The following is a 20111-nucleotide window of genomic DNA, read 5'->3' on the forward strand; positions in this document are numbered from 1 at the left end:
ATGAACGATCGTGTCAACAAGCCGGCGGCCATCGTGCTGCCGCCCATCCCGGCCAAGCGTTATTTCACGATAGGTGAGGTCAGCGAGCTGTGTGGCGTCAAGCCGCACGTGTTGCGCTATTGGGAGCAGGAATTTACCCAGTTGAAGCCGGTGAAGCGACGTGGCAACCGTCGTTATTACCAGCATCATGAAGTGCTGCTGATCCGTCGTATCCGTGAACTGCTCTACGAGCAGGGCTTCACCATCAGTGGCGCCCGCAACAAGCTAGATGGCACCCATGAGGTCGAGCAAGCGGAAGAGCCACAACCGCCCGCCATCAGTCTGGACGAGGCGGCCATCGACAGCCTGCGTGCGGAGCTGCAGGCGGTTCTGGAGACGCTCAAGCCGGGTGCGGCAGCCTGATGGGCTGATGGGCGACGCTATTCGTATCGGGGTGTCCTGCCTTCGGCAATAGCCTTATCCCGGTTCCGACTGACATTGCAATTCGACGCGCCGCACGCTGGTCCTTATCGACCGCCGTGCGGCGCGTTTCCTTTCAGGCCCGCCATCGCAAGGATGCCGATGGCAAGGGAGATCAATCATGACCCATTACCAATGGCGTGCGATGAAGGCGGACGACTTGTCGCATGTGATGGAGATCGCAGCGCTGGTTCACGCCGGTTACTATGAGGCCCGCGAAGTCTTTGCCGAACGACTGGCCTTGTTCCCGCAAGGCTGCCGCATCGCCGCCCACATGACGCCAGCCGGTACCGAGGAAGTCATCGGTTATGCCTTCATGCATCCGACCCGCCATGGTCAACCTCCCGCCTTGAACCGCTTGCTGCTGGAGCTCGAAGAGCGGGCGGACTGCCTGCATCTGCATGACGTCGCCTTGTTGCCGCAAGCCCGTGGTTCGGGGCTGGGGCGCGCGTTGGTGGAGGAAATCTGCCAGCTTGGTCGCGCCATTGGTCTGCAGCGCGCCACATTGGTGGCCGTCCATGATTCCGGAGATTACTGGCGCAATGCCGGATTCGAGAGCGATGATCGGGCCCATCTGCAAGGGGTCGATGCAATCTCCAGCTATGGAGTTGGCGCTCGCTACATGTCCAGAACCTTGCGCTGACCACTCTGCTTCCATGCGGTGGGAAACTTGATTATTGTCAATGTGGCAAAATTTTCACAAGGACGCGATACTTCATCTTCCTACTTGATCAAGTGACAACTAAACCCTTAGAATTGATAAAAAATTTACAACTATTTGTGTGAATTTACGCGGTGTTTGCCGCGATCAATTCTTGCCTGCGCCAGTTGGGAGATCTGACCGGGCATCACTTCATTGAATCGGGGGTTTCATGCTTGTCCGTTCCAAGTCGGTCCTGGCCACGTTTGCCATCGCGCCGTTGTTGTCGCTCGGTCTGTCCGAAGCCGCCCAGGCGGCCACGACGTCGCTGACTGGCGCCGAAGCGCTCCAGCAATTCAATCTGGTCGTGCTCGGCAGCGCCACGTCCAATTCGCACGTCGATGGTCGTGCCTGGATCGGCGGCTCGCTCACCGGCGGCGATTACGTGCAGCATGTCGGCGACACTCCGGCCTCCAGCTATGCCGGCCTGACGGTCATGGGTACCGCGACCAATGTGCACGTCAACGGTCTGGGCTCGGCTATCGGCGGCTCGCTGGTCAATTCCACGGTCAACACCGGCTCCAGCTACATCGGTGGCTCCGTCTCCAATAGCAATCTGAACGGACCGGCTTATGTGGTCGGTGGCAGCACCAGCACCAATTTCAATGGCGGCCATCTGTCCGCGCCATCCTCGCTGATGCAGACCAACTTCGATGCAGCGAGCTCCACCAATTTCGGTAGCACGCTTGGTGCGCTGTCCAACACACTCAAGAGCGCAGTCGCCAACAGCACGGTTTCGCTCAGTGGTAACAAGGCGACCTTCAATGCCGTTGCCGATGCCAAGGGTGTGGCCGTCTTCAACCTGGATAACACGACTAGCGCTTCGGTGTTCTCGGCCGGCGAATTCTCTTTCGCTGCCAATGGCGCCAGCACCATCATCATCAATTCGAGCGTGAGTTCGGCAGTGATCGGCGCCAACTTCCTGGGCGGACAAGCGCAGTCGCTGGGCAAGTCCATCGTCTGGAATTTCTATAACGCCAGCAGCCTCACCATCAACAACCAGTTTGGCGGCTCCATCCTGGCCACGCATGCCAGCCTGACCAATAACCAGAACATCGAGGGCGGCGTCTTCGTCAACAGCCTGACCCAGAATGGCGAACTGCACCTGCAGTCCTTCACCGGCAACCTGGCAGCCGTGGCTCCGGTCCCGGAGCCCGAGCAATATCTGATGATGCTGTCCGGCCTGGCGATCGTCATTGGCGTGGCAGCGCTGCGTCGCAGGAATGTCCCGATGCCGGCGGCAATGGCTGCCTGAGGGTCGCAGTCACCTGGCAGATAGACGTGATGCGCAAGACATGCCGTTCAGCGGATTGCTGAACGGCATTTTTCATGGTGAAGGGCAGGGCGCCGGCAGTGCAGGCTTACAACGGTTCGTGACGGAAATAGACCTCCGGGCGCCCCGACAGATTCTTGGCCAGTTCCTGCAGGAAGCTCTGTGTGGGTGCCGGTTTGTCGAAGCCGGTCATCAGCAGTGCAGCCGCCAGGCCCAGTGGCAGCAAAAGATGGCGCCAGGGTGGGGGAGAGCGATGCAGCGACAGGCTGAACGCCCAGGCCGCGCCGGCGCCCAGCAGCAGGCCCAGCAACACCTCGGATTCGGAGTGCACCTTGATCATCAGGCGTGAGACGCCGATCGCAGTCACCGCCAGTGCTGTCAATGCGAGCACCAGCGAGCGGCGAGGGCGGCTGCAACCTTGTGTCAGCACCAGCGCAATGGACAGATAGAGTGCACTGGAAGAAGCGGTATGGCCGCTGAAGCCAGTGAAGTTGAGCATGGGAGGGGCGATGTCCCATCCCATGAACAACAGCTTGCTGACGACGACGATGAACATTGCTGTGCCGAAACAGAGCAGCCACGCCAACATCGGACGCCACATCCTGTTCAGGCCCAGCCAGAGCGCAAGGATGCAGGCAGCCGGGATGGTAATGGCGCTGTCGCCGAAGAAGGTGATGGTATGCCAGGAGAGATTCATGGAAGACAAGGAGGTTTGCAAGGCAGTGCGGAGAGGATCTTATCCGCTAGAAGGGGGCTGCGAAAGCGCTGGGACGCTTGATAGGAGATAAACGTTCAGTTTTTGTTGCGTCGCGATATAAATAGTTTATGGTTTTTCTCGCAATAGTTATCAAAATTGAAATATCCCGTTTGTCCTACAAAGGCATCCGTCATTGTCTGATTGTCCCGATTCTAGGGGTGCGTATCCTTACCGCATTGTTTTCTGGAGGGCAATCTTCAGCACAAATTTTTGCCTAAATATCAAAAATGATGCATGATTGACTCTAAATTTTTTCGTGTTGCGATGCAGCAATTCGGATGCAAAATATTGCCATTGTTTTAAAAGTAAAACTAAAAAAAGAAAGGGCGCTGATTCGTGATGCCACGGCAGTTTCGCAATAGCAGCAAGCGCAAGACCCGGGTGCAAGTGTGTGCGCTGCTGGTGTCCGTGACCTGCCCTTTTGCCTACGCGGCAGACCCCGGTCAGGTGGTTGTTCCGTATGTGCAGTACACCTATTTGCATGACGATAACCTGTTGCGCTTGAATAGTCCCGAGGCGGCCCAGGCAGCGCTCGGTTCGTCCAAATTGTCGGACAACGTGCAGAGCCGGCTGGCCGGGATCCGTATCGACAAGAATCTCAGTCGCCAACACATCTATCTGGATGCGAGTGCGACCAAGAACACGTTTGATTATTTCAGGCAGTTCGACAACGACGCGCGTGATCTGAAAGCGGACTGGGGTTGGGCCCTTGGAGAGCGTTTCTCAGGCAACGTCGGTTACGTGTATTCGCGTTCGTTGACACCTTTCCAGAACTACCGGGTGCTGGATCTGAACATCCGCACGATGAGTACGAAATACGCGAACTTGGCATGGCAATTGCATCCCGATTGGACGTTGCGGGTCCAGGCATCGCGGTTTGGCTTGGCGTATGACCTGAGTACCCAGAAGGCAAACAGTTTTACCCAGAACCTGGCTGAAGTCGGACTGGACTACAACCCTGCCAGCGGCAGCATAGCAGGGGTGCAGGTACGTAAGACCACGGGCAATTATCCGTATGACTCCGTGGTCAGTACCGGGACGATCAATAACTCGTTCAGCCAGGAAGACTACAAGGCCAAGATTGTCTGGCTTTACAGCGGCAAGACCAAACTTCAGTTTCTGGGTGGTATCACCCAGCGTGAGCGAAATTCAGCCGCTGATGCCGGTTATCGTGGATTCAACGCTCGCCTGATTGCAGACTGGGCGGCCACTGGTAAGACCAGTTTCAAGGCCAATCTCTGGCGTGAGATCGGTGGCGTGAACGATGTGGATGCGAATTTCGCGCTGACCAATGGCGTCAGCGTTGCGACGACCTATTTACCCACGGCCAAATTGCGCGTGGATGGTTTGATCGATTATGAAAAGCGCAACTACAACGGTGCCTCAATCGTGACTGGTGTGACTCCCACGAATCGGCGAGACAACTATGAGAAGGCGAGCCTGAGTCTGACTTATTCGCCGACCACGTCCTTGTCGTTGATGTTGTCCATCTATCGAGAAAACCTGCAGTCGAACATCAATACCTTCAGCTACCTCTCCAACGGCATTTCCCTGACTTCGCGCTATGAATTCTGAGGCCCCCAAAATGAGTGACCTGCATGATGGCCTGCCGTTGGTCAACGTCAAGCCTAATACCATCACCATGGTATTCAAGCGCTTTGTCGAGCCTGCGCTGATCGTGGCCTATCTGTGGGTTCTGGTCCGCCTGCATGGTCACACCTTTACTGGCGATTACTGGGTGCTGGCCATCATGGCCTTTTTCCTCTCGTCTTATTTCTTCACCGAATTGCATCAGCGTCGCTTGCGCCGCAATCCCAAAGGCCCCTCCGTGCTGGCACCGGTGCTGGACTGGATGGCAGTGGCTGCGGTGCTGGTCCTGGTGGCCTATATCTGCGAGTTCTACCAAAGCTTCTCGATGCGTGCGATCTTCTTCTGGGTGGTCAGCACGCCCATCGGTCTGATCATTTCGCAGCATGTGCAATCACGCGTCCTGCGCGACCTGCATACCAAGGGCGAGGTACGCAAGGCTATCATCATTGGTGTCAATCCGGCTGCGCTGAAGCTGGCAGACCGCATGGAGAAGTATCCCTCCCTGATGATCAAGCTCATGGGCTTCTTCGATGACCGCGAGTTGAACCGCCAGCCGGCTGGCACCTTTACGCCGCTGCACGGGAAGATGTCGGACGTGGCTGCCTACGTACGTCAGAACAACATCAACATGGTCTACATCAGCATGCCGATCTCGGCACAGCCGCGTGTGCTGCAGATGATCGACGAATTGCAGGACACTACCGCGTCCATCTATTTCATCCCGGACATCTATATCTTCAACCTGATCCAGGCCCGCTTCGACTATGTGGGTGGGATGGCGGTGATGGCGATCTGCGAAACACCCTTTACCGGAACCAACAATCTGGTCAAGCGCGTGAGCGACGTGATTCTGGCCTCTGCCATTCTGCTCATGTTGTTGCCAGTGATGATGGTCATTGCCATCTGCGTCAAGCTTACCTCGCCGGGTCCGATCATCTTCAAGCAGCGCCGTTACGGCCTGGATGGCGAAGAAATCGTGGTCTACAAATTCCGTTCGATGACGGTGATGGAAGACGGCGGCAAGGTCACGCAGGCCACCAAAGGGGATATGCGTCTGACCAAGATCGGCGGCTTCCTGCGCTCCAGCTCCCTTGATGAATTGCCCCAGTTCTTCAACGTCCTGCAAGGTCGTATGAGCATTGTCGGACCACGTCCACATGCGGTGGCCCACAACGAGCTGTATCGCAAGCAAATCAAGGGCTACATGCTGCGCCACAAGGTCAAGCCGGGCATCACCGGCTGGGCCCAGGTCAATGGCCTGCGCGGCGAGACCGAAACACTGGACAAGATGAAAGCCCGTATCGAGTTCGATCTGGAGTATCTGCGTCGCTGGTCGCTGGTATTCGATCTGTGGATCATCTTCCAGACCGTACGCATGGTAGTGAAGCGCGACAACGCCTATTGATGGGCGATGCTTCTTAACCGGCGAGTGCGCTCAGTATGAGGTGTACTGGCGCCTGGGCAACAAGTGGTAGCGAATAAACAGAATGAAAAAATCGAGAGCTTGGTGAAATGAAAATCGGGAACGAAGCGGTGATAAAACATAACAAAATGGCGACCAGGATGCTCGTCTCGACCATGCTCTTGATCGGCCTTGCTGCCTGCGGCGAGAAAAAGCCGGCTGCGGCGTCCTCCAGTCAGGTAGTAGCCATCGTCGATGGTCAGGAAATCACGATCCACCAGGTCAACAATGAATTGGCCAAGACCGGTGGTCAGCAGGTCACCAAACAGTTGCTTGATGGCCTGGTCGCGCGCCAGCTATTGATCAATGCCGCCAAGAAGGACAAGCTCGATACCGATCCGGCCGTGCTGGCCGACATGGAGCGCGCGCGCAATCTGGTGCTCGCCCAAAGTTATGCAGCCACCAAGGTGAAGGCGCCTGCCCGGCCCCTGGATCAGGACATCGACGACCTGTATCGCAAGAACCCGGACTGGTTTGCGCAGCGTCGCCAATTTGAGTTCGCACAGTTGATCGTCGCTGGCTCCAGTGTCACACCCGAGCTGCGTGAGTTGATGGATCAGCGTGGCAAGAGGCTTGAGGACGTCGTGGCCTGGCTGGACGCGCATCGTGTCCAGTACGTCCGCCAAAACGTCATCAAGAGCTCGGCAGACCTCCCGCCGCAGATGAATGCCACCCTGAAGAACATGGAGCGAGGAACACTGTTCATCGTGATCGAAGGTCAGACCTCGATCCTGACCTCGTTGCAGGACGTCAAGAATGCGCCCGTATCGTTGGCCGTGGCGACACCTCAGATTGTGCAATATCTGGTGACGCAGAAGCAGAATCAGGCCTCTGAACAATTGCTGGATCGTCTCAAGAGCGAGGCCAAGATCGAGTATTCCGAGCAGGCGAAATCGTTCAAGGATTTGAGTGTCGCGAGCCCTGCTGAAAAGGACGATGCCGGGAAGACAGCCGAGAGTGTCAAGAACGATGCAATATCGCGCGGCGTGGCCAGTTTCAAGTAAGGAAGTATTGATCAACATCCGGGCGTCCGACGCCTGAATCAAGAACCTGATGTACTGCGGAGTAATGACAATGATGAGAAAAATGGTATTTCTGCTGGTCGGCCTGTTGCTCGCCAGCACCAGTCTGTTTGCCAAGGCCGATGACATCCTGCTGGGTGCGGGTGACGTCATTCGCGTCAAGGTGTATGGCAGCGACGACCTGAGTCTGGAAACCCGGATCAGTGAAGCCGGTGTGATCAGCTATCCGCTGGTGGGCGAAGTCAAGGTTGGAGGCCTGTCCACGGCGCAGGCGGAGACCAAGATCGCCAGTCTGCTCAAGAACGGTGGTTACCTGAACAATCCGCAGGTCAACATTCTGGTTACCGTGCCGCAAAGCCAGATGATCTCGGTGCTGGGCCAGGTGACCAAGCCGGGTCGTTACCCGCTGGATGGCCGACGCAACGTGGCTGACGTGATTGCCTTGGCTGGTGGCGTCACCCCCGACGGTGGCGATGCCGTGACCATCGTGCGCCCGGATGGCAAGGGTGGGGTGACCAAGCAACTGGTCGATATCTACAACATCACTCACAGCGGCGATACCACATCTCTGCCGGAAGTCGGCGCCAATGACGTGGTCTATGTCGAGCGTTCGCTGCGCTTCTACATCTACGGCGAAGTCCAGCGTCCCGGTGTCTATAAGCTGGAGCGCAACACCACTGTGTTGCAGGCCTTGTCGGTGGGCGGTGGCCTGACCCAGCGTGGTACGGAGCGGGGCCTGATGGTCAAGCGCCGTGATCCGGATGGCAATCTGCAGGAAGTCCCTGTGAAAAAGGATGATCTGCTGCAGGCCGACGATATCGTCTATGTGAAGGAAAGCTGGTTTTAAACCCGCAATCCCGGCAACGACAGATGTGCGTTTTTTCTTTTAGTGACTGAATACGCCAACCAGGAGGCGTGATCCTATGAACCTATCCCAATTTCTTCTGATCCTTCAGGCCCGTCGCAAGGTGATCCTGCTCATTCTTGCCGTCACGGTGGTCGTGACGCTGGTGGTCAGTCTGGTCTTGCCCAAGCAATACAAGGCGACATCGTCCGTGGTGCTCAACTACAAGGCTTCGGACCCGGTCACCGGTCTGGTGGTCTCGCCTCAGGCGCTACCCGGTTTCATGCCGACGCAGGTGGCCATCATCAACAGCCCCTCGGTGGCGCTGGCGGTGGTCGACAGCCTCAAGCTGACGCAGCAGCAGGCCGTCAAGGATGCCTATGAGGCCGATGATCACGGCGAACTGGACATCCGTAACTGGCTGGCTGCGCTGTTGCTGAAAAAGCTTGATGCCGTTGCCTCCAAGGAGAGCAGCGTGATCGATATCACCTACAGGGCAGAAGATCCGCAGTTTGCCGCACTCGTTTCCAATGCCTTCGCCGCTGCCTACCAGAATGTGAGCATGCAGCTGAAGCTGGACCCGACCCGCAAGGCCTCGGTCTATTTCAACGACCAGGTCAAGGTTCTGCGCGACGCGTATGAGCAGGCTCAAACCAAGCTGTCCAAGTACCAGGAAGAGCACGGCATCACCAACCTGGACAACCGTACCGACGTCGAAAACAATCGCCTCAACGATTTGTCGACCCAACTGGTCATGGCTCAGGGGGCTCTGGCGGAAGCCCAGTCCCGTCGCCGTCAGGCCAGCGGTGGTGGCGCCGGTGAATCGCCGGACGTCAACTCCAACGCCTTGATCCAGAACCTGCGCGCTAATCTTGCCAGCTCGGAAGCACGCTTCGAGCAAGCCGCCAAGCGACTGGGTACCAATCATCCGGACTACCAGTCGGCCAAGGCCGAGCGCGATGGTCTGCGTGCCCAGTTGGCAGCCGCCACTTCCTCGATCTCGGCTTCGGTGGGCAGCAATGCGACCATCCTGGCCAAGCGCGAGGCAGAAATCCGCGCAGAGTTCGAAGCGCAGAAGCGCAAGGTCCTGGAGATGAATCGCACCCGGGACGAACTGTCAGTGCTTACCCGCGAACTGGAAAGTGCTCAGCGCGCCTACGAGTTGACCACCCAGCGCTTCGCACAGACGAATCTGGAGGGGCAGTCCAACCAGTCGGATATTTCCCTACTGTCGGCAGCAGTGCCTCCTGCCAATCCGTCCAGCCCCCGTATTTTTGTCAACCTGGTGCTGTCGATCTTCGTCGGTACCATCCTGGGAGTGATGGCAGCCCTGGGTCTGGAACTGACCAATCGTCGTGTGCGTTCGGAACATGATCTGGTTGAAGAACTGGGTCTGCCGGTGCTGGGTGCCATTACCCGCCCCGTCGCTGCGACACGTCGCGGCCGGTTCGGCTTTGGCCGCTGCAAACCAGTGTGAGTGCGGACCGCTCTCGTTCATCGATAAAAAATATGAATCCCCGGGAATAACATGACTACTGCAACGTTGACCTTCAATGAAGGCGCATCCCTGCCGAACCGCTCCATCGGTGCGATCCTGGTCGATAGCGGCAAGCTCTCCCCCGAGAACGCGGAACGTATCCTGCGCCTGCAGCGCGAGCGCGGTTTGCGCTTTGGGGACGCGGCGATCCAGTTGGGACTGCTGACCCAGTCCGATATCGATCAGGCGCTGTCGCGCCAGTTCGACTACCCCTATCTGCTCAAGGGCGAGAGCAAGGTCAGCGAGAAAGTCGTTGCCGCCTACAACCCGTTCAGCAAGCAGGTCGAAGCCCTGCGGGCACTGCGCAGCCAGTTGATGGTGCGTTGGTTCGACGTCGACGGCAAGCACAAGTCCCTGTCGATCGTGAGCCCGGAGAGCGGGGAAGGGCGCAGTTTCATTGCCTCCAACCTGGCGGTGGTGTTCTCGCAGCTGGGCGAACGCACCTTGCTGATCGACGCCGACATGCGTCATCCTTGCCAGCACGAATTGTTCGGACTGGACAATCGCAATGGTCTGTCGGGCGTGATCGCCGGTCGTTGTTCCGCAGCCGATGCGCTTCAACGCGTGCCGGATCTGCTGGATCTGTCGGTGCTGCCGGCGGGTCCTACGCCACCCAATCCGCAGGAGCTGCTGGGACGTCCGAACTTCACGCAGATGCTCACCGACCTGGCGCAGGAGTTCGACATCATCCTGGTGGACACGCCCTCTGGCGCCCAATACGCCGACGGCAACATGATCTCGGCCCGCACCGGTGCCAGTCTGGTGGTGGTGCGCACCAATGTGACCCATATTTCTGCGGTGCGTACGTTGACGGATAACCTGACCAGTGCGCATGTGGCCGTGGTCGGCAGTGTCGTCAACGAATTCTGACGGCTGTTTATCCGCCGGAGAAAGTCCAGATGACTGCAGAGACCGTCCGCCCGATGCCCGAACCACGATTTTCCGGCCTGCCCTGGCTGGTGATCGCGGCAGGTCTGGCGGCGATGTACATTCCAAGTTTCATCGATCTGTTCCATGGAGTGTGGGGGACCGAGCGTAACGCACACGGTCCGATCGTTCTCGCTGTCGCCTGCTGCTACCTGGTGGTGCGGGTCCGCCAACTGTTGCAGGAAGGATTGATCGAACGCCGCCCTGCGCCAATCCCGGGCATGGCGTTTCTGTTGATCGGGATACTCAGTTTTGTACTCGGGCGGTCGCAGACGGTACTGTTTCTGGAAGCCGGCTCCCTGATTCCTATCCTCATGGGAATCGTGCTGCTGCAATTTGGCGTGCGTACCTGTCGTCGGCTGTGGTTCGCGTTTTTCTTTATGCTCTTCATGGTGCCGCTGCCCGCCTCGGTGGTCGATCTCCTGACGCAGCCGTTGAAGATTGGGGTGTCCTATGTGTCGGAGCAGGTGTTGCGCCTGCTCGGCTACCCCATCGCACGCAGTGGTGTGATTCTCTACATCGGCCCATACCAGTTGCTGGTCGCCGATGCCTGCGCCGGCCTCAATTCGCTGTTTACGCTGGAGGCACTGGGACTGTTGTACATGAATCTGGTGCGCCATCAGTCACTGTTGCGAAACGTGTTGCTGGCGGTTCTGATCGTGCCGATTTCTTTCACCGCCAATACCGTGCGCGTCATGGTGCTGGCACTGATCACCTACTATCTGGGCGATGCCGCAGGGCAGGGCTTCCTGCATGGCTTTGCCGGCATGCTGCTGTTCCTGGTCGCTCTGGGACTGATCATTGCATTAGACGGACTGCTACGCTGGATCGCTGTGCGTTATGCGAACTGGAAGGGGCGGGTCGCGCCGATGCCAGTGCAACGCGAGAGGGTGGACACCAGCCAAGCTGTCCGCGACAAGTTCGTCATGAACATTCGTCTGGCCGTACCGGTGGCCATCGTCATGGCAGTGTCGGTAGCGGTCGCAGGCCTGCTGGTACCCCATGAGATGCAGACCGTGAAGGCCGCCAAGCTGTCCGCCGTCGTGCCGACCCAATTCGGCGACTGGCGGGAAATGCCGTCGCCTTTCTTGCAGGTCGACGTCGGACTGGATGACGGGACCGGTCGCAATTCGGATCAACCTTACGACGATGTGCTCAGCCGCACCTACGTCAACAGCCACGGTCAGATGGTGATGCTGGCTCTGGCCTATGCCAACGAGCAGACCCAGGACGTCAAGATCCACCTGCCCGAGGTCTGCTACGTCGCCCAGGGATTCAAGCTCAGGGATGAGCAACGGGTTGAGATGCCGATGCGCGGACAGGATCATCCGATTGCCGCTTCGCGTTTCGTGGCCACTCAGAAGAATCGTGTCGAGGCGGTCAGCTATTGGGTGCGCATCGGTGATGGTTTCCCCAATGGGGGCCTGGCTGCGCGATGGAAGATTTTCAAGGATGGCATGGCAGGTCGGGTCTCGGACGGCATTCTTGTGCGGGCCTCCAGTTTGATGGCGGAAAAGGATGACGAGGCCGACGCCTTTGCCTTGCAGCAGAAGTTCCTGCAAGACCTGGATGCCGCTGTGCGTGTTGGCCAACCTGGCCTCTTGGTGCCGGTCTGAATTTGGCTGGCAGTCAGACCGATGGGGAGTTTCTCCTGATTCGCAGGCGGCTCCAGCCCCGATTGCAAATGGGCGGATGGTCCCGGTGAAACCGAGGCAGATGCGTATTGCCTGGGCAGACATGATGATTGATCGAATGGCCGGTATGGCAGCCATTCGCCAAGGAAGAAATGATGAGAAGAATCAACCTCCCACCCTCTGAGCTGAAGTTCCTGCTTGCCGCCTGCGTCATTGCAGCCATGGCGGGTCTGGTCCTGCCTGTGGTAGCCGGCCTTCTGGAAGGTAGCTATGCACGCCTCGCTGCATTGCCGGCACTGCTGATCTTCGGGGGGCTGTTCCTCTTCAACAAGCGCCTGCTCTTGTTGATCGTGCTTCTGCTGCGTGCTTCCGGGGACATCGTGCTCGAATCCACGCGTGTCGGTTCCGGCGGCAGTCTGTCGCTGGGTCTGGGCGGGGCTATCAACGGCTTGATCATCCTGATGGCTTTCCTGTTCTTTATCGAGAAGCCCAAGCTGCTGCCGCGCAAGGCATGGCTCTACTGGATGATATTGATGGTCGTCGCCTTTGCGGGTATGGCCGTCTCGCCCGACAAGGGGGCGGCACTCAAGATCGTTCTGGGCCTGTGCTCCTATTTTGCCGTGTTCGTCTGCGCGTTCTACCTGGTGCGTACGCCTGAGGAATTCAGATCGATGGTATTGTTGATCCTCGCGTCTTCACTGATTCCTGCAGTCTACGGCCTGGTCAGCACCGCGCTCAATGCACGCGGTGGACTGAGCGGATTTCGTCTGCAAGGCACCTTCGGTCACCCCAATATCTTCGCTTTCTATCTGACCCTGGTCATCGCGCTGGGCCTGTATGTGATCAAGAGTGCCGAATTCAAGCTCGACCAGTTCAAGCGTTTCGTACTGGCGGGCTATCTGGGCGTGCTCTTCCTGCTGTTGTTGTTGACGCAGACCCGTAGCGCCTGGGTGGCGTGTTTCCTGATCTTCTTCCTGTACGGCGTGAAGTTCGAGCGGCGCTACCTGGTGTACATGCTTGTGCTGGGCACCTTGGCGCTGATGGTCCCCAGTGTGCAGGAGCGTATCCTGCAACTGGATTCGGGCAATACCGTCACGACCTACGCGAAGCTGAATTCCTTCGCCTGGCGAACTTATCTCTGGCAGTCGGGATTGAACTGGATGACGCCTTCGCACTACATCTTTGGCTACGGGGTCGAAGCCTTTCCCTTCTATTCGGGTATGTTCTTCCCCCTGGCCGGCGGCGTAAAGTGGGGGGCGCACAGCGTGTTCGTGCAGTGGTTCTTCGATACGGGATTGGTGGGTATGGTGGCCTATCTCGCCATCTTCTATCAGGTCATGCGGGTGCTCCTTCGCTATTACTCGGTGGACAAGCTCGGCGCCGTGATCCTGATCTGTACGCTGATTGAATACCTGGTCGTTTCGGCGTCGGACAACATGCTTTCCTACCTGGCCTTCAACTGGTATTTCTGGTTGGTGATGGGCATGGGCTGGTCGGTCTATGCCAACAGCGAGGCCGGCAAACAGGAAGCCATGAAGAAGAAACGCACCGCGCTGCAACCGGTTCCCGCCGTATCTTCCTGAAACCAGGTTCGGTCGCTCCATTCCGAACCATCGATATTCGTACTCCGGCCTCGCCGCCGGGGCATGCACTCGCCATCGAATCTGTCATGACAAAAAAAATCGCCTATTTCATCAACCAGTATCCCAAGGTCAGCCACAGCTTCATCCGCCGTGAAATCGCTGCGGTGGAACTGCAGGGCTTTGCCATCGACCGCATTGCGCTGCGTGGCTGGGACGCCGAAGTGGTGGATGAAGACGATCGCGCTGAACGTGACCGCACGCGCTATATCCTCAAGCGTGGCGTGTTTGCCTTGCTGGCGCCGATGCTGCGCCAGGTGCTGAGCAACCCCAAGGGCGCGCTGGCCGCACTGGGACTGGCTTTCAAGATGGCGCGTCGCGGTGAGCGTGGGCTGATCTATCACCTGGTGTACCTGCTGGAAGCAGCCCAGGTGGTTGAATGGACCCGGGATTTCGGTGCTACTCACATCCATGCCCATTTCGGCACCAATTCCACTGAGATCGTGATGCTGGCGCATTGCCTGGGTGGCCCGACCTACAGTTTCACCGTGCACGGCCCTGAAGAATTCGACAAGCCACTGGCCTTGGGCCTGGACGAGAAGATCCGGCGTTCAGCCTTTACAGTGGCCATCACCTCGTTCTGCCAGAGCCAGCTGTATCGCTGGGTGGAGCAGAGCGTGTGGTCCAAGGTGGCGATCGTTCATTGCGGACTGGATCGCGGTTTCTATTCGGATGCGCCGGCACAGGCTCAGGTTGCGGCGCGCCTGGTGTGTGTCGGACGCCTATGTGAACAGAAGGGGCAGTTGCTGCTGGTCGAGGCTGCAGCAGCGCTCCATCGCAAAGGCCTGTCCTTCGAGCTGGTGCTGGCCGGCGACGGTGAGATGCGCCCGCAGATCGAGGAGCGCATCCGTCATCACGGACTGCAGGAAAAAATCCGTATTACGGGATGGATCAGCAGTCGCCAGGTGCGCGACGAATTGCTTGCCGCCCGTGCCATGGTTCTGCCCAGCTTTGCAGAGGGATTGCCGGTGGTCGTGATGGAAGCCATGGCGTTGCGCCGGCCCGTGTTGACGACTTTCATCGCAGGCATCCCCGAATTGGTGATCGATGGAGAGAACGGCTGGCTGTTCCCGGCAGGTGACGTGGAGCGCCTGGTGAATTCCATGCAGGCCTGCCTGCAAGCTTCGCCTGAACAACTGGAACGCATGGGGGAGGCGGCCCACGTCCGTGCAGTGGCCCGTCACTCCATTGATACGGAGGCGGCCAAACTTGCGGCTTTGTTCTCCGGCCATTCCGGGCAAGCAGTCGCTTCCCTGGGAGCAGTGGCATGAGCATGGTGCATACCAAGCATCAGGACATCGCTTCGCTGGACGGGTGGCGTGCTGTTGCCATCATCATTGTCGCAGCCAGTCATGCGGGCCTGGGCAAGATCGTGCCGGGCGGTCTGGGTGTGACCATATTCTTCTTCCTGAGTGGCTATCTGATCACGACCTTGCTCCTGCGGGAATATGCCGCCAGCGGTGCGATCAACATCAAGCATTTCTATCTGCGCCGCTTGCTCCGTTTGACGCCCCCCCTGCTGCTGGTACTGGTGGTGACGTACCTGTTGACCTACTTGGGGTGGTTCAAGGGGTATGCAACCTGGCAAGGTTTTTTTGCACAGCTTTTTTATTTTGCCAATTACTACGGCTTGTTCTTCGACGCCGCTCATACGGTTCCATTGGGGACGGGCGTGTTCTGGTCGCTGGCGGTGGAAGAGCATTTCTATTTCTTCTTCCCCGCCTTGCTGCTGCTGATGCTGCATCGGGCCCAGCGAAGACATATCCCGATCTACCTGGCAGTGGCGTGCTTGTTGTTCCTTGCGTGGCGCTGCTATCTGGTCCTGGGTGTGGGCGTGTCGGTCGAGCGGACATATTACGCCAGCGATACCCGTATCGATTCCATGCTGTACGGCTGCATTCTGGCCACCGTGCAAATATCCGAGCGCTGGCAGCAGACATTGCAGAGGCCAGTAGTTCGTCATGTTGCCGTGCTGTCAGGCCTGATTTTGCTGTTGGCTTCGCTGGTCGTGCGTAATGATGCTTTTCGCGAGACCATTCGCTATTCCCTGCAGGGTATTGCACTGCTTCCTCTGTTCTATTATTCGGTCAACAATCCTGGAATCTGGCCGTTTCGCTGGCTCAATATCGGGTGGATACGCCGTATCGGCATCTATTCCTATTCGATCTATCTGGCCCACTACGTCATGCTCAACAACGTTGACTGGATCTCTCGTCACGCTGTAGTCAACGTCCTCGTTGCACTGATTATTTCCTGCCTGTTTGCCATCGCGGTAGATCGCTTTGTCGATGCTCCATTGCGCGTGCTCCGAGCGCGGCTTCGTTAGTCCGGCACTGGTCGAGAAAGCCCATCACATGGTCACACACAACGAAAATCCTGTTATTGAGAAAGACGCGGCGGATTTGTCTGCGCCTCCCATCACATCGGGTTCCGCCTTGCCCCAGCTGCACCCTAAATACCGCGCCGATATCGATGGCCTGCGTGCTATCGCCGTCGGTTCGGTAGTGATCTTCCATGCCTTTCCGGAGTGGTTCAAGGGGGGCTTCATTGGCGTGGATATCTTCTTCGTCATTTCCGGTTTCCTCATTTCGCTGATCATCTTCAATAATCTGGAGCATGGTCGCTTCAGCATCGTCGATTTCTACATCCGCCGTGTCAAACGTATTTTCCCGGCATTGATGACGGTGATGGTTCTGTGCGCGGTGGTCGGTGGCATCATTCTTTTTGCCGATGAATACCGTCAGCTTGGCAAACACCTGCTGGGTGGCTCTACCTTCATTTCCAATATCCTTTTCTGGCGCGAGAGCGGTTATTTCGACAACTCCGCCGAAACCAAGCCCTTGCTCCATCTCTGGAGTCTGGCCATCGAGGAGCAGTTCTATCTATTCTGGCCGCTCCTGCTGGCTTTCGTGTGGAAACGCAAATGGGGCTTCCTGCGCATCATCGGCGTGATCGCACTGGCATCCTTTGTGGTCAATCTGTATCTGATCGAACATGACCAGACAGCCGCCTTCTATTCGCCCTTCGCCCGCTTCTGGGAATTGATGGTGGGTGGGGCCTTGGCGTATATCAACCTGCACAGGGCTGATCTCAATGCCCGCTACAAGGATGTGCAGTCCTGGCTGGGCGTGATCTTCCTCGCGGTGGGGTTCGTGCTGCTCAACGCGTCGCGCAGTTTCCCCGGATGGTGGGCGCTACTGCCGTGCGTGGGGACCTTCCTGCTGCTCTCTGCCGGTCCGGGCGCCTCGTTCAATCGCAAGGTGTTGGCCAGCAAACCGATGGTCTGGATCGGACTCATCAGCTACCCGCTGTATCTCTGGCATTGGCCTTTGCTGGCCTTCGCCGCGATTATCGCGGGGGAGACCGCCCCACAGGAGTGGCGGCTGATCGCGATGGTCGCTGCAGTAGCACTGGCCTGGATTACCTTCCTCTTCATCGAACGACCGTTGCGCCACGCCCGCGGGACCAAGGTGGTACTGGTCTTGCTGGCTGTCAATGTGATTGTCGGCGCCGCAGGTGCGGCGATCTACGTCAATGGTGGTTTCCCTCAGCGGGCGATCAATGAAAAGCTCGACTATCTGGCACGTGCTGATGTATTCGAAGGTTCGCGCAACTCCGATGGTAGCTGCGCACGCCTGAATCAACTGAGCGAAGTCAGCGAAGAGGTGTGTCTGTCCAACTCTGCACAGCCGGAGGTACTTTTCGTCGGTGACAGCCATGTGATGGCATTGCACTCGGCGGTCTTCGACCGACAGTTGGCGCTTCCTTCCATCATGGTCGCAGGGCACGCCTGCCGCGTCTATCCCAATTTGCCCTACGAAGCTGCCAACGTGCGGCGCTGGTCCAATAACTGCACTGAAATTGCGAAGCAGGCCATCATGGTCGGCGCCAGACTGCCGTCCATCCAGACGGTGGTTATCAGTGGCGCCTATCCACGCGGCAATCTGGAGTCGCCGTCCCAGTACAAGGTCAATGGGCATACTATCTCGCAGCGCGAGGCATTCATGGCAGGCTACGGAGCCTTGATCGAAAGCTTTATCGCACAGGGCAAGCGTGTGGTCTTCGTCGCTGATGTGCCTTACCTGAAGCTGGACCCGCACTCTTGCGTCAATCGGTTCGGTACCGAGCCCACGCGCGAATGTGCGTTCACACAGGCCGAGCATGAGCAGATACGCAAATCTTATGACGCGGCGGTAGCCGAATTACGCCAGCTGCATCCGAAGGCAACGGTATTCGATCCGGTGTCCCTGTTCTGCAAACAGGGCAAGTGCCAGGCCAAGATCGATGGCGCTTATCTCTACAACGATGATCAGCACATCAGCCTGGCTGCATCGAAGTACTTGCTGCAGTCGATGCAACATGACGGCTTGTTGCCGCCAACGTCGTCCAAATAGAAAAGCCGCCGTCGGTACGACGGCGGCTGAGTGAACATGGCGTTCGTCAGTTGGCTTTGAGAAGCTGACCGCCTACGGCAGTGCTGTTGCCCACACCGCTTTGCGCGTAGAGCGCGAGGCGAGGCGAGTTTGCATTCCAGGTAAAGGTCTTGCTTTCGCCGTTGGCCAGATAGCCGCTGTCGAAAACGACTTTGCCCGCCAACTGGTCATAGATGCTCATGCGCAGTTTGCCGCCGTTGGTGGTACGGGCGGTGAGCGTGTAGCTGGCGCCCATGACCGGTTTGGCCCAGGTGACGGCATTCATGCCGCGGTTGCTGTAGTTGACCACCTCCGAGACCGAACTGGTTGCCGGGAAGACGACTGCCTGGTCCCAGGAACTGAACTTGCCCAGGACGCTTCCCGACTGCTGAGTCCAGTTGCCGCGCATGGAAAGCAGGTTGAGGTTCTGGTTGGGCGTGAATTTGTTGCCGTTGCCATCGACCCAGCTTTCTGCGCTGATCACGCGGCGCAGGCCAGCTCGCACGGACTGCAATTCGTTGGCGACGGTGTTGTTCCAGCCACTGGGCGAAGGGTTGGCGTCGGAGCCGATTTCGGCGTAGATGACGAAGGGCGTACCGATGTTGGCATCGACGATATAGGCGCCATAGCGCTTGAGCGTCTCGGCGATGCGGCGCACTTCGGCATTGCTGATACGGCTGGTGTCGAAATCCGGTGGCAGCATGACCAGGCTGCCCTCAGGAATACTGCCTTTGTTGCGTGTGGCGGCATAGGTATCGGCCGAGGTCGCCGGGAAGACATAAGCTGGATTGGGGCTCAGCCCCGAATAGCTCAGGGACATGGCCAGGGCGTGCTTGTAGTACTCAGGCTTCTGCGCTGCTTCGTGGGTACGGATGATACCTGCCGCAGCCGGCACACCCGTGGCGCGCGCGCCCTGGTAGTAATGGCCGGGTTCCGGCCAGCCGCGGCCGTCGATCTTGGTCCAGGCATACATGGCAGCGGTCCACTGGGTGCCTTCCTGCTTGAGCTTGAACAGCGAGTGGACGATGCCTGTGGTCGGGTCGACGATGTCGGCATGGCCGTCGGTGCCCGGCGCGGCGCGGGCCGCAGCGGGCCAGTGCGGGATGGTGACGTCGTGGTAATTCTCGTCGTCGGTATTGAACAGCCCCTTGCTGCCGGTGAGCCCCTTGACGGTCACCGGTGGGTCATCGGGCGAGGCCAGAAAGATGCCGGTGGAATAGGTGTTGTTGGTCACAGCCGGGAAATACGTGTCGGTCGGTATCACGAAATTATCGAATACCGGATTGACCGGGCGGCTGTTCCATAGCGAGTCTGCAGCGAATGGCTTGAGGTAGCTGCCCCATTCCTGCGCCCAGGTGGGTGAGGTCGAAAGCAGGGCGGTCATCGCCAGGGTAAGTTGAAGACGCCGTAGCGTTTTTTGTGGCCGTTGCATGGGCAGCTCCTGTGAGGGTGGAATAGCGATGATCTGGGTCGGAAGATTAAGTTCTACTCAACTGGAAATGTAAGTAGTTTTATGGAAGAGCTGAAAAGTATAGCGAGCATTCCCGCGAAGTATTGTCAAAAAGCGCAAGTGCTCAAGCTTTTTGCTTCAAAATTTCCACGAAAAAGGTGAAGGAAAATTTTTGAGCGCTGAGCCAGATAATAATTGTCGCGATGCAGCAATTTTGTGATTGCGTGTCGCATAATAGAGTCGGCAGAGTTGCGTTACTGTGCGGCAGAGCAGTCGGTGCTGCCCAATGGTAATTGAATTCCGGCAACTGGGCGCTGTGGCGAACCAATTTGCCCAACGACCAGCCTTGCAACTTGCTGCGAGGCAATTGAAATGCGAGCTTATGTTTTCCGCCGCGCCTCCGG

The 20111-nt window shown here is 58.0% G+C and carries 16 protein-coding genes; 14 read left to right on the plus strand and 2 right to left on the minus strand.

Going from position 1 to position 20111, the window contains the following annotated elements; translation table 11 throughout:
* The 3 genes from BTM36_RS15585 (at position 1) to BTM36_RS15595 (ending at position 2414) form a co-directional block, all read left to right on the plus strand.
* Positions 1–402, plus strand: coding sequence for a MerR family transcriptional regulator (locus BTM36_RS15585; RefSeq protein ID WP_077237006.1), 402 nt, complete (start codon positions 1–3; stop codon positions 400–402).
* Positions 403–580: 178 nt separating this feature from the next.
* Positions 581–1102: a GNAT family N-acetyltransferase gene (locus tag BTM36_RS15590; protein ID WP_077237007.1), complete on the plus strand. Its 522-nt coding sequence runs from the start codon at positions 581–583 to the stop codon at positions 1100–1102.
* A gap of 229 nt (positions 1103–1331) precedes the next feature.
* On the plus strand, positions 1332–2414 hold the full coding sequence (locus tag BTM36_RS15595) for a choice-of-anchor A family protein (RefSeq protein ID WP_174616858.1): 1083 nt from the start codon (positions 1332–1334) through the stop codon (positions 2412–2414).
* 106 nt (positions 2415–2520) lie between these two features.
* Here the strand turns inward: BTM36_RS15595 and BTM36_RS15600 are convergent, their stop codons facing one another.
* Positions 2521–3129 (minus strand): phosphatase PAP2 family protein, encoded by a 609-nt coding sequence (locus tag BTM36_RS15600; RefSeq protein WP_077237008.1) that lies wholly within the window; start codon positions 3127–3129, stop codon positions 2521–2523.
* A gap of 399 nt (positions 3130–3528) precedes the next feature.
* Between BTM36_RS15600 and epsL the strand changes: the two genes are divergently transcribed.
* From epsL to BTM36_RS15655, 11 genes are all read left to right on the plus strand, one after another.
* Entirely contained in the window at positions 3529–4764 is a 1236-nt protein-coding gene (epsL, locus tag BTM36_RS15605) for an XrtB/PEP-CTERM-associated polysaccharide biosynthesis outer membrane protein EpsL (RefSeq protein WP_174616868.1), read from the plus strand.
* 10 nt (positions 4765–4774) lie between these two features.
* Complete coding sequence (locus tag BTM36_RS15610; protein ID WP_077237009.1) at positions 4775–6184, plus strand: undecaprenyl-phosphate glucose phosphotransferase; 1410 nt, start codon at positions 4775–4777, stop codon at positions 6182–6184.
* A 107-nt stretch (positions 6185–6291) separates the two neighbouring features.
* A complete protein-coding gene (locus BTM36_RS15615; RefSeq protein ID WP_077237010.1) occupies positions 6292–7245 on the plus strand; it encodes an EpsD family peptidyl-prolyl cis-trans isomerase in 954 nt (317 codons plus the stop codon).
* Between the two features lie 73 nt (positions 7246–7318).
* A complete protein-coding gene (gene epsE, locus BTM36_RS15620) occupies positions 7319–8110 on the plus strand; it encodes a polysaccharide export protein EpsE (RefSeq protein WP_166757967.1) in 792 nt (263 codons plus the stop codon).
* A gap of 76 nt (positions 8111–8186) precedes the next feature.
* Complete coding sequence (gene epsF, locus BTM36_RS15625; protein ID WP_077237012.1) at positions 8187–9584, plus strand: chain length determinant protein EpsF; 1398 nt, start codon at positions 8187–8189, stop codon at positions 9582–9584.
* A 51-nt stretch (positions 9585–9635) separates the two neighbouring features.
* Entirely contained in the window at positions 9636–10514 is an 879-nt protein-coding gene (gene epsG / locus BTM36_RS15630; protein WP_039876320.1) for a chain length determinant protein tyrosine kinase EpsG, read from the plus strand.
* A gap of 29 nt (positions 10515–10543) precedes the next feature.
* Complete coding sequence (gene xrtB, locus BTM36_RS15635) at positions 10544–12187, plus strand: exosortase B (protein ID WP_077237013.1); 1644 nt, start codon at positions 10544–10546, stop codon at positions 12185–12187.
* A gap of 170 nt (positions 12188–12357) precedes the next feature.
* Entirely contained in the window at positions 12358–13788 is a 1431-nt protein-coding gene (locus tag BTM36_RS15640; protein ID WP_254427020.1) for an O-antigen ligase, read from the plus strand.
* Between the two features lie 86 nt (positions 13789–13874).
* The gene (locus tag BTM36_RS15645) at positions 13875–15116 is read left to right on the plus strand and encodes a glycosyltransferase family 4 protein (RefSeq protein WP_077237014.1); all 1242 of its coding nucleotides are present in this window, start codon (positions 13875–13877) and stop codon (positions 15114–15116) included.
* Entirely contained in the window at positions 15113–16171 is a 1059-nt protein-coding gene (locus tag BTM36_RS15650) for an acyltransferase (protein WP_077237015.1), read from the plus strand. The genes BTM36_RS15645 and BTM36_RS15650 overlap by 4 nt, the downstream gene beginning before the upstream one ends.
* Positions 16172–16199: 28 nt before the next feature.
* Positions 16200–18239: an acyltransferase family protein gene (locus tag BTM36_RS15655; RefSeq protein WP_077237016.1), complete on the plus strand. Its 2040-nt coding sequence runs from the start codon at positions 16200–16202 to the stop codon at positions 18237–18239.
* 46 nt (positions 18240–18285) lie between these two features.
* Here the strand turns inward: BTM36_RS15655 and BTM36_RS15660 are convergent, their stop codons facing one another.
* Positions 18286–19689, minus strand: coding sequence for an Atrophin-1 multi-domain protein (locus BTM36_RS15660; RefSeq protein WP_233207657.1), 1404 nt, complete (start codon positions 19687–19689; stop codon positions 18286–18288).
* Between the last annotated feature and the right edge of the window lie 422 nt (positions 19690–20111).

The organism is Herbaspirillum sp. VT-16-41 (genome assembly GCF_001994935.1).
Lineage (GTDB): Bacteria > Pseudomonadota > Gammaproteobacteria > Burkholderiales > Burkholderiaceae_D > Herbaspirillum > Herbaspirillum frisingense.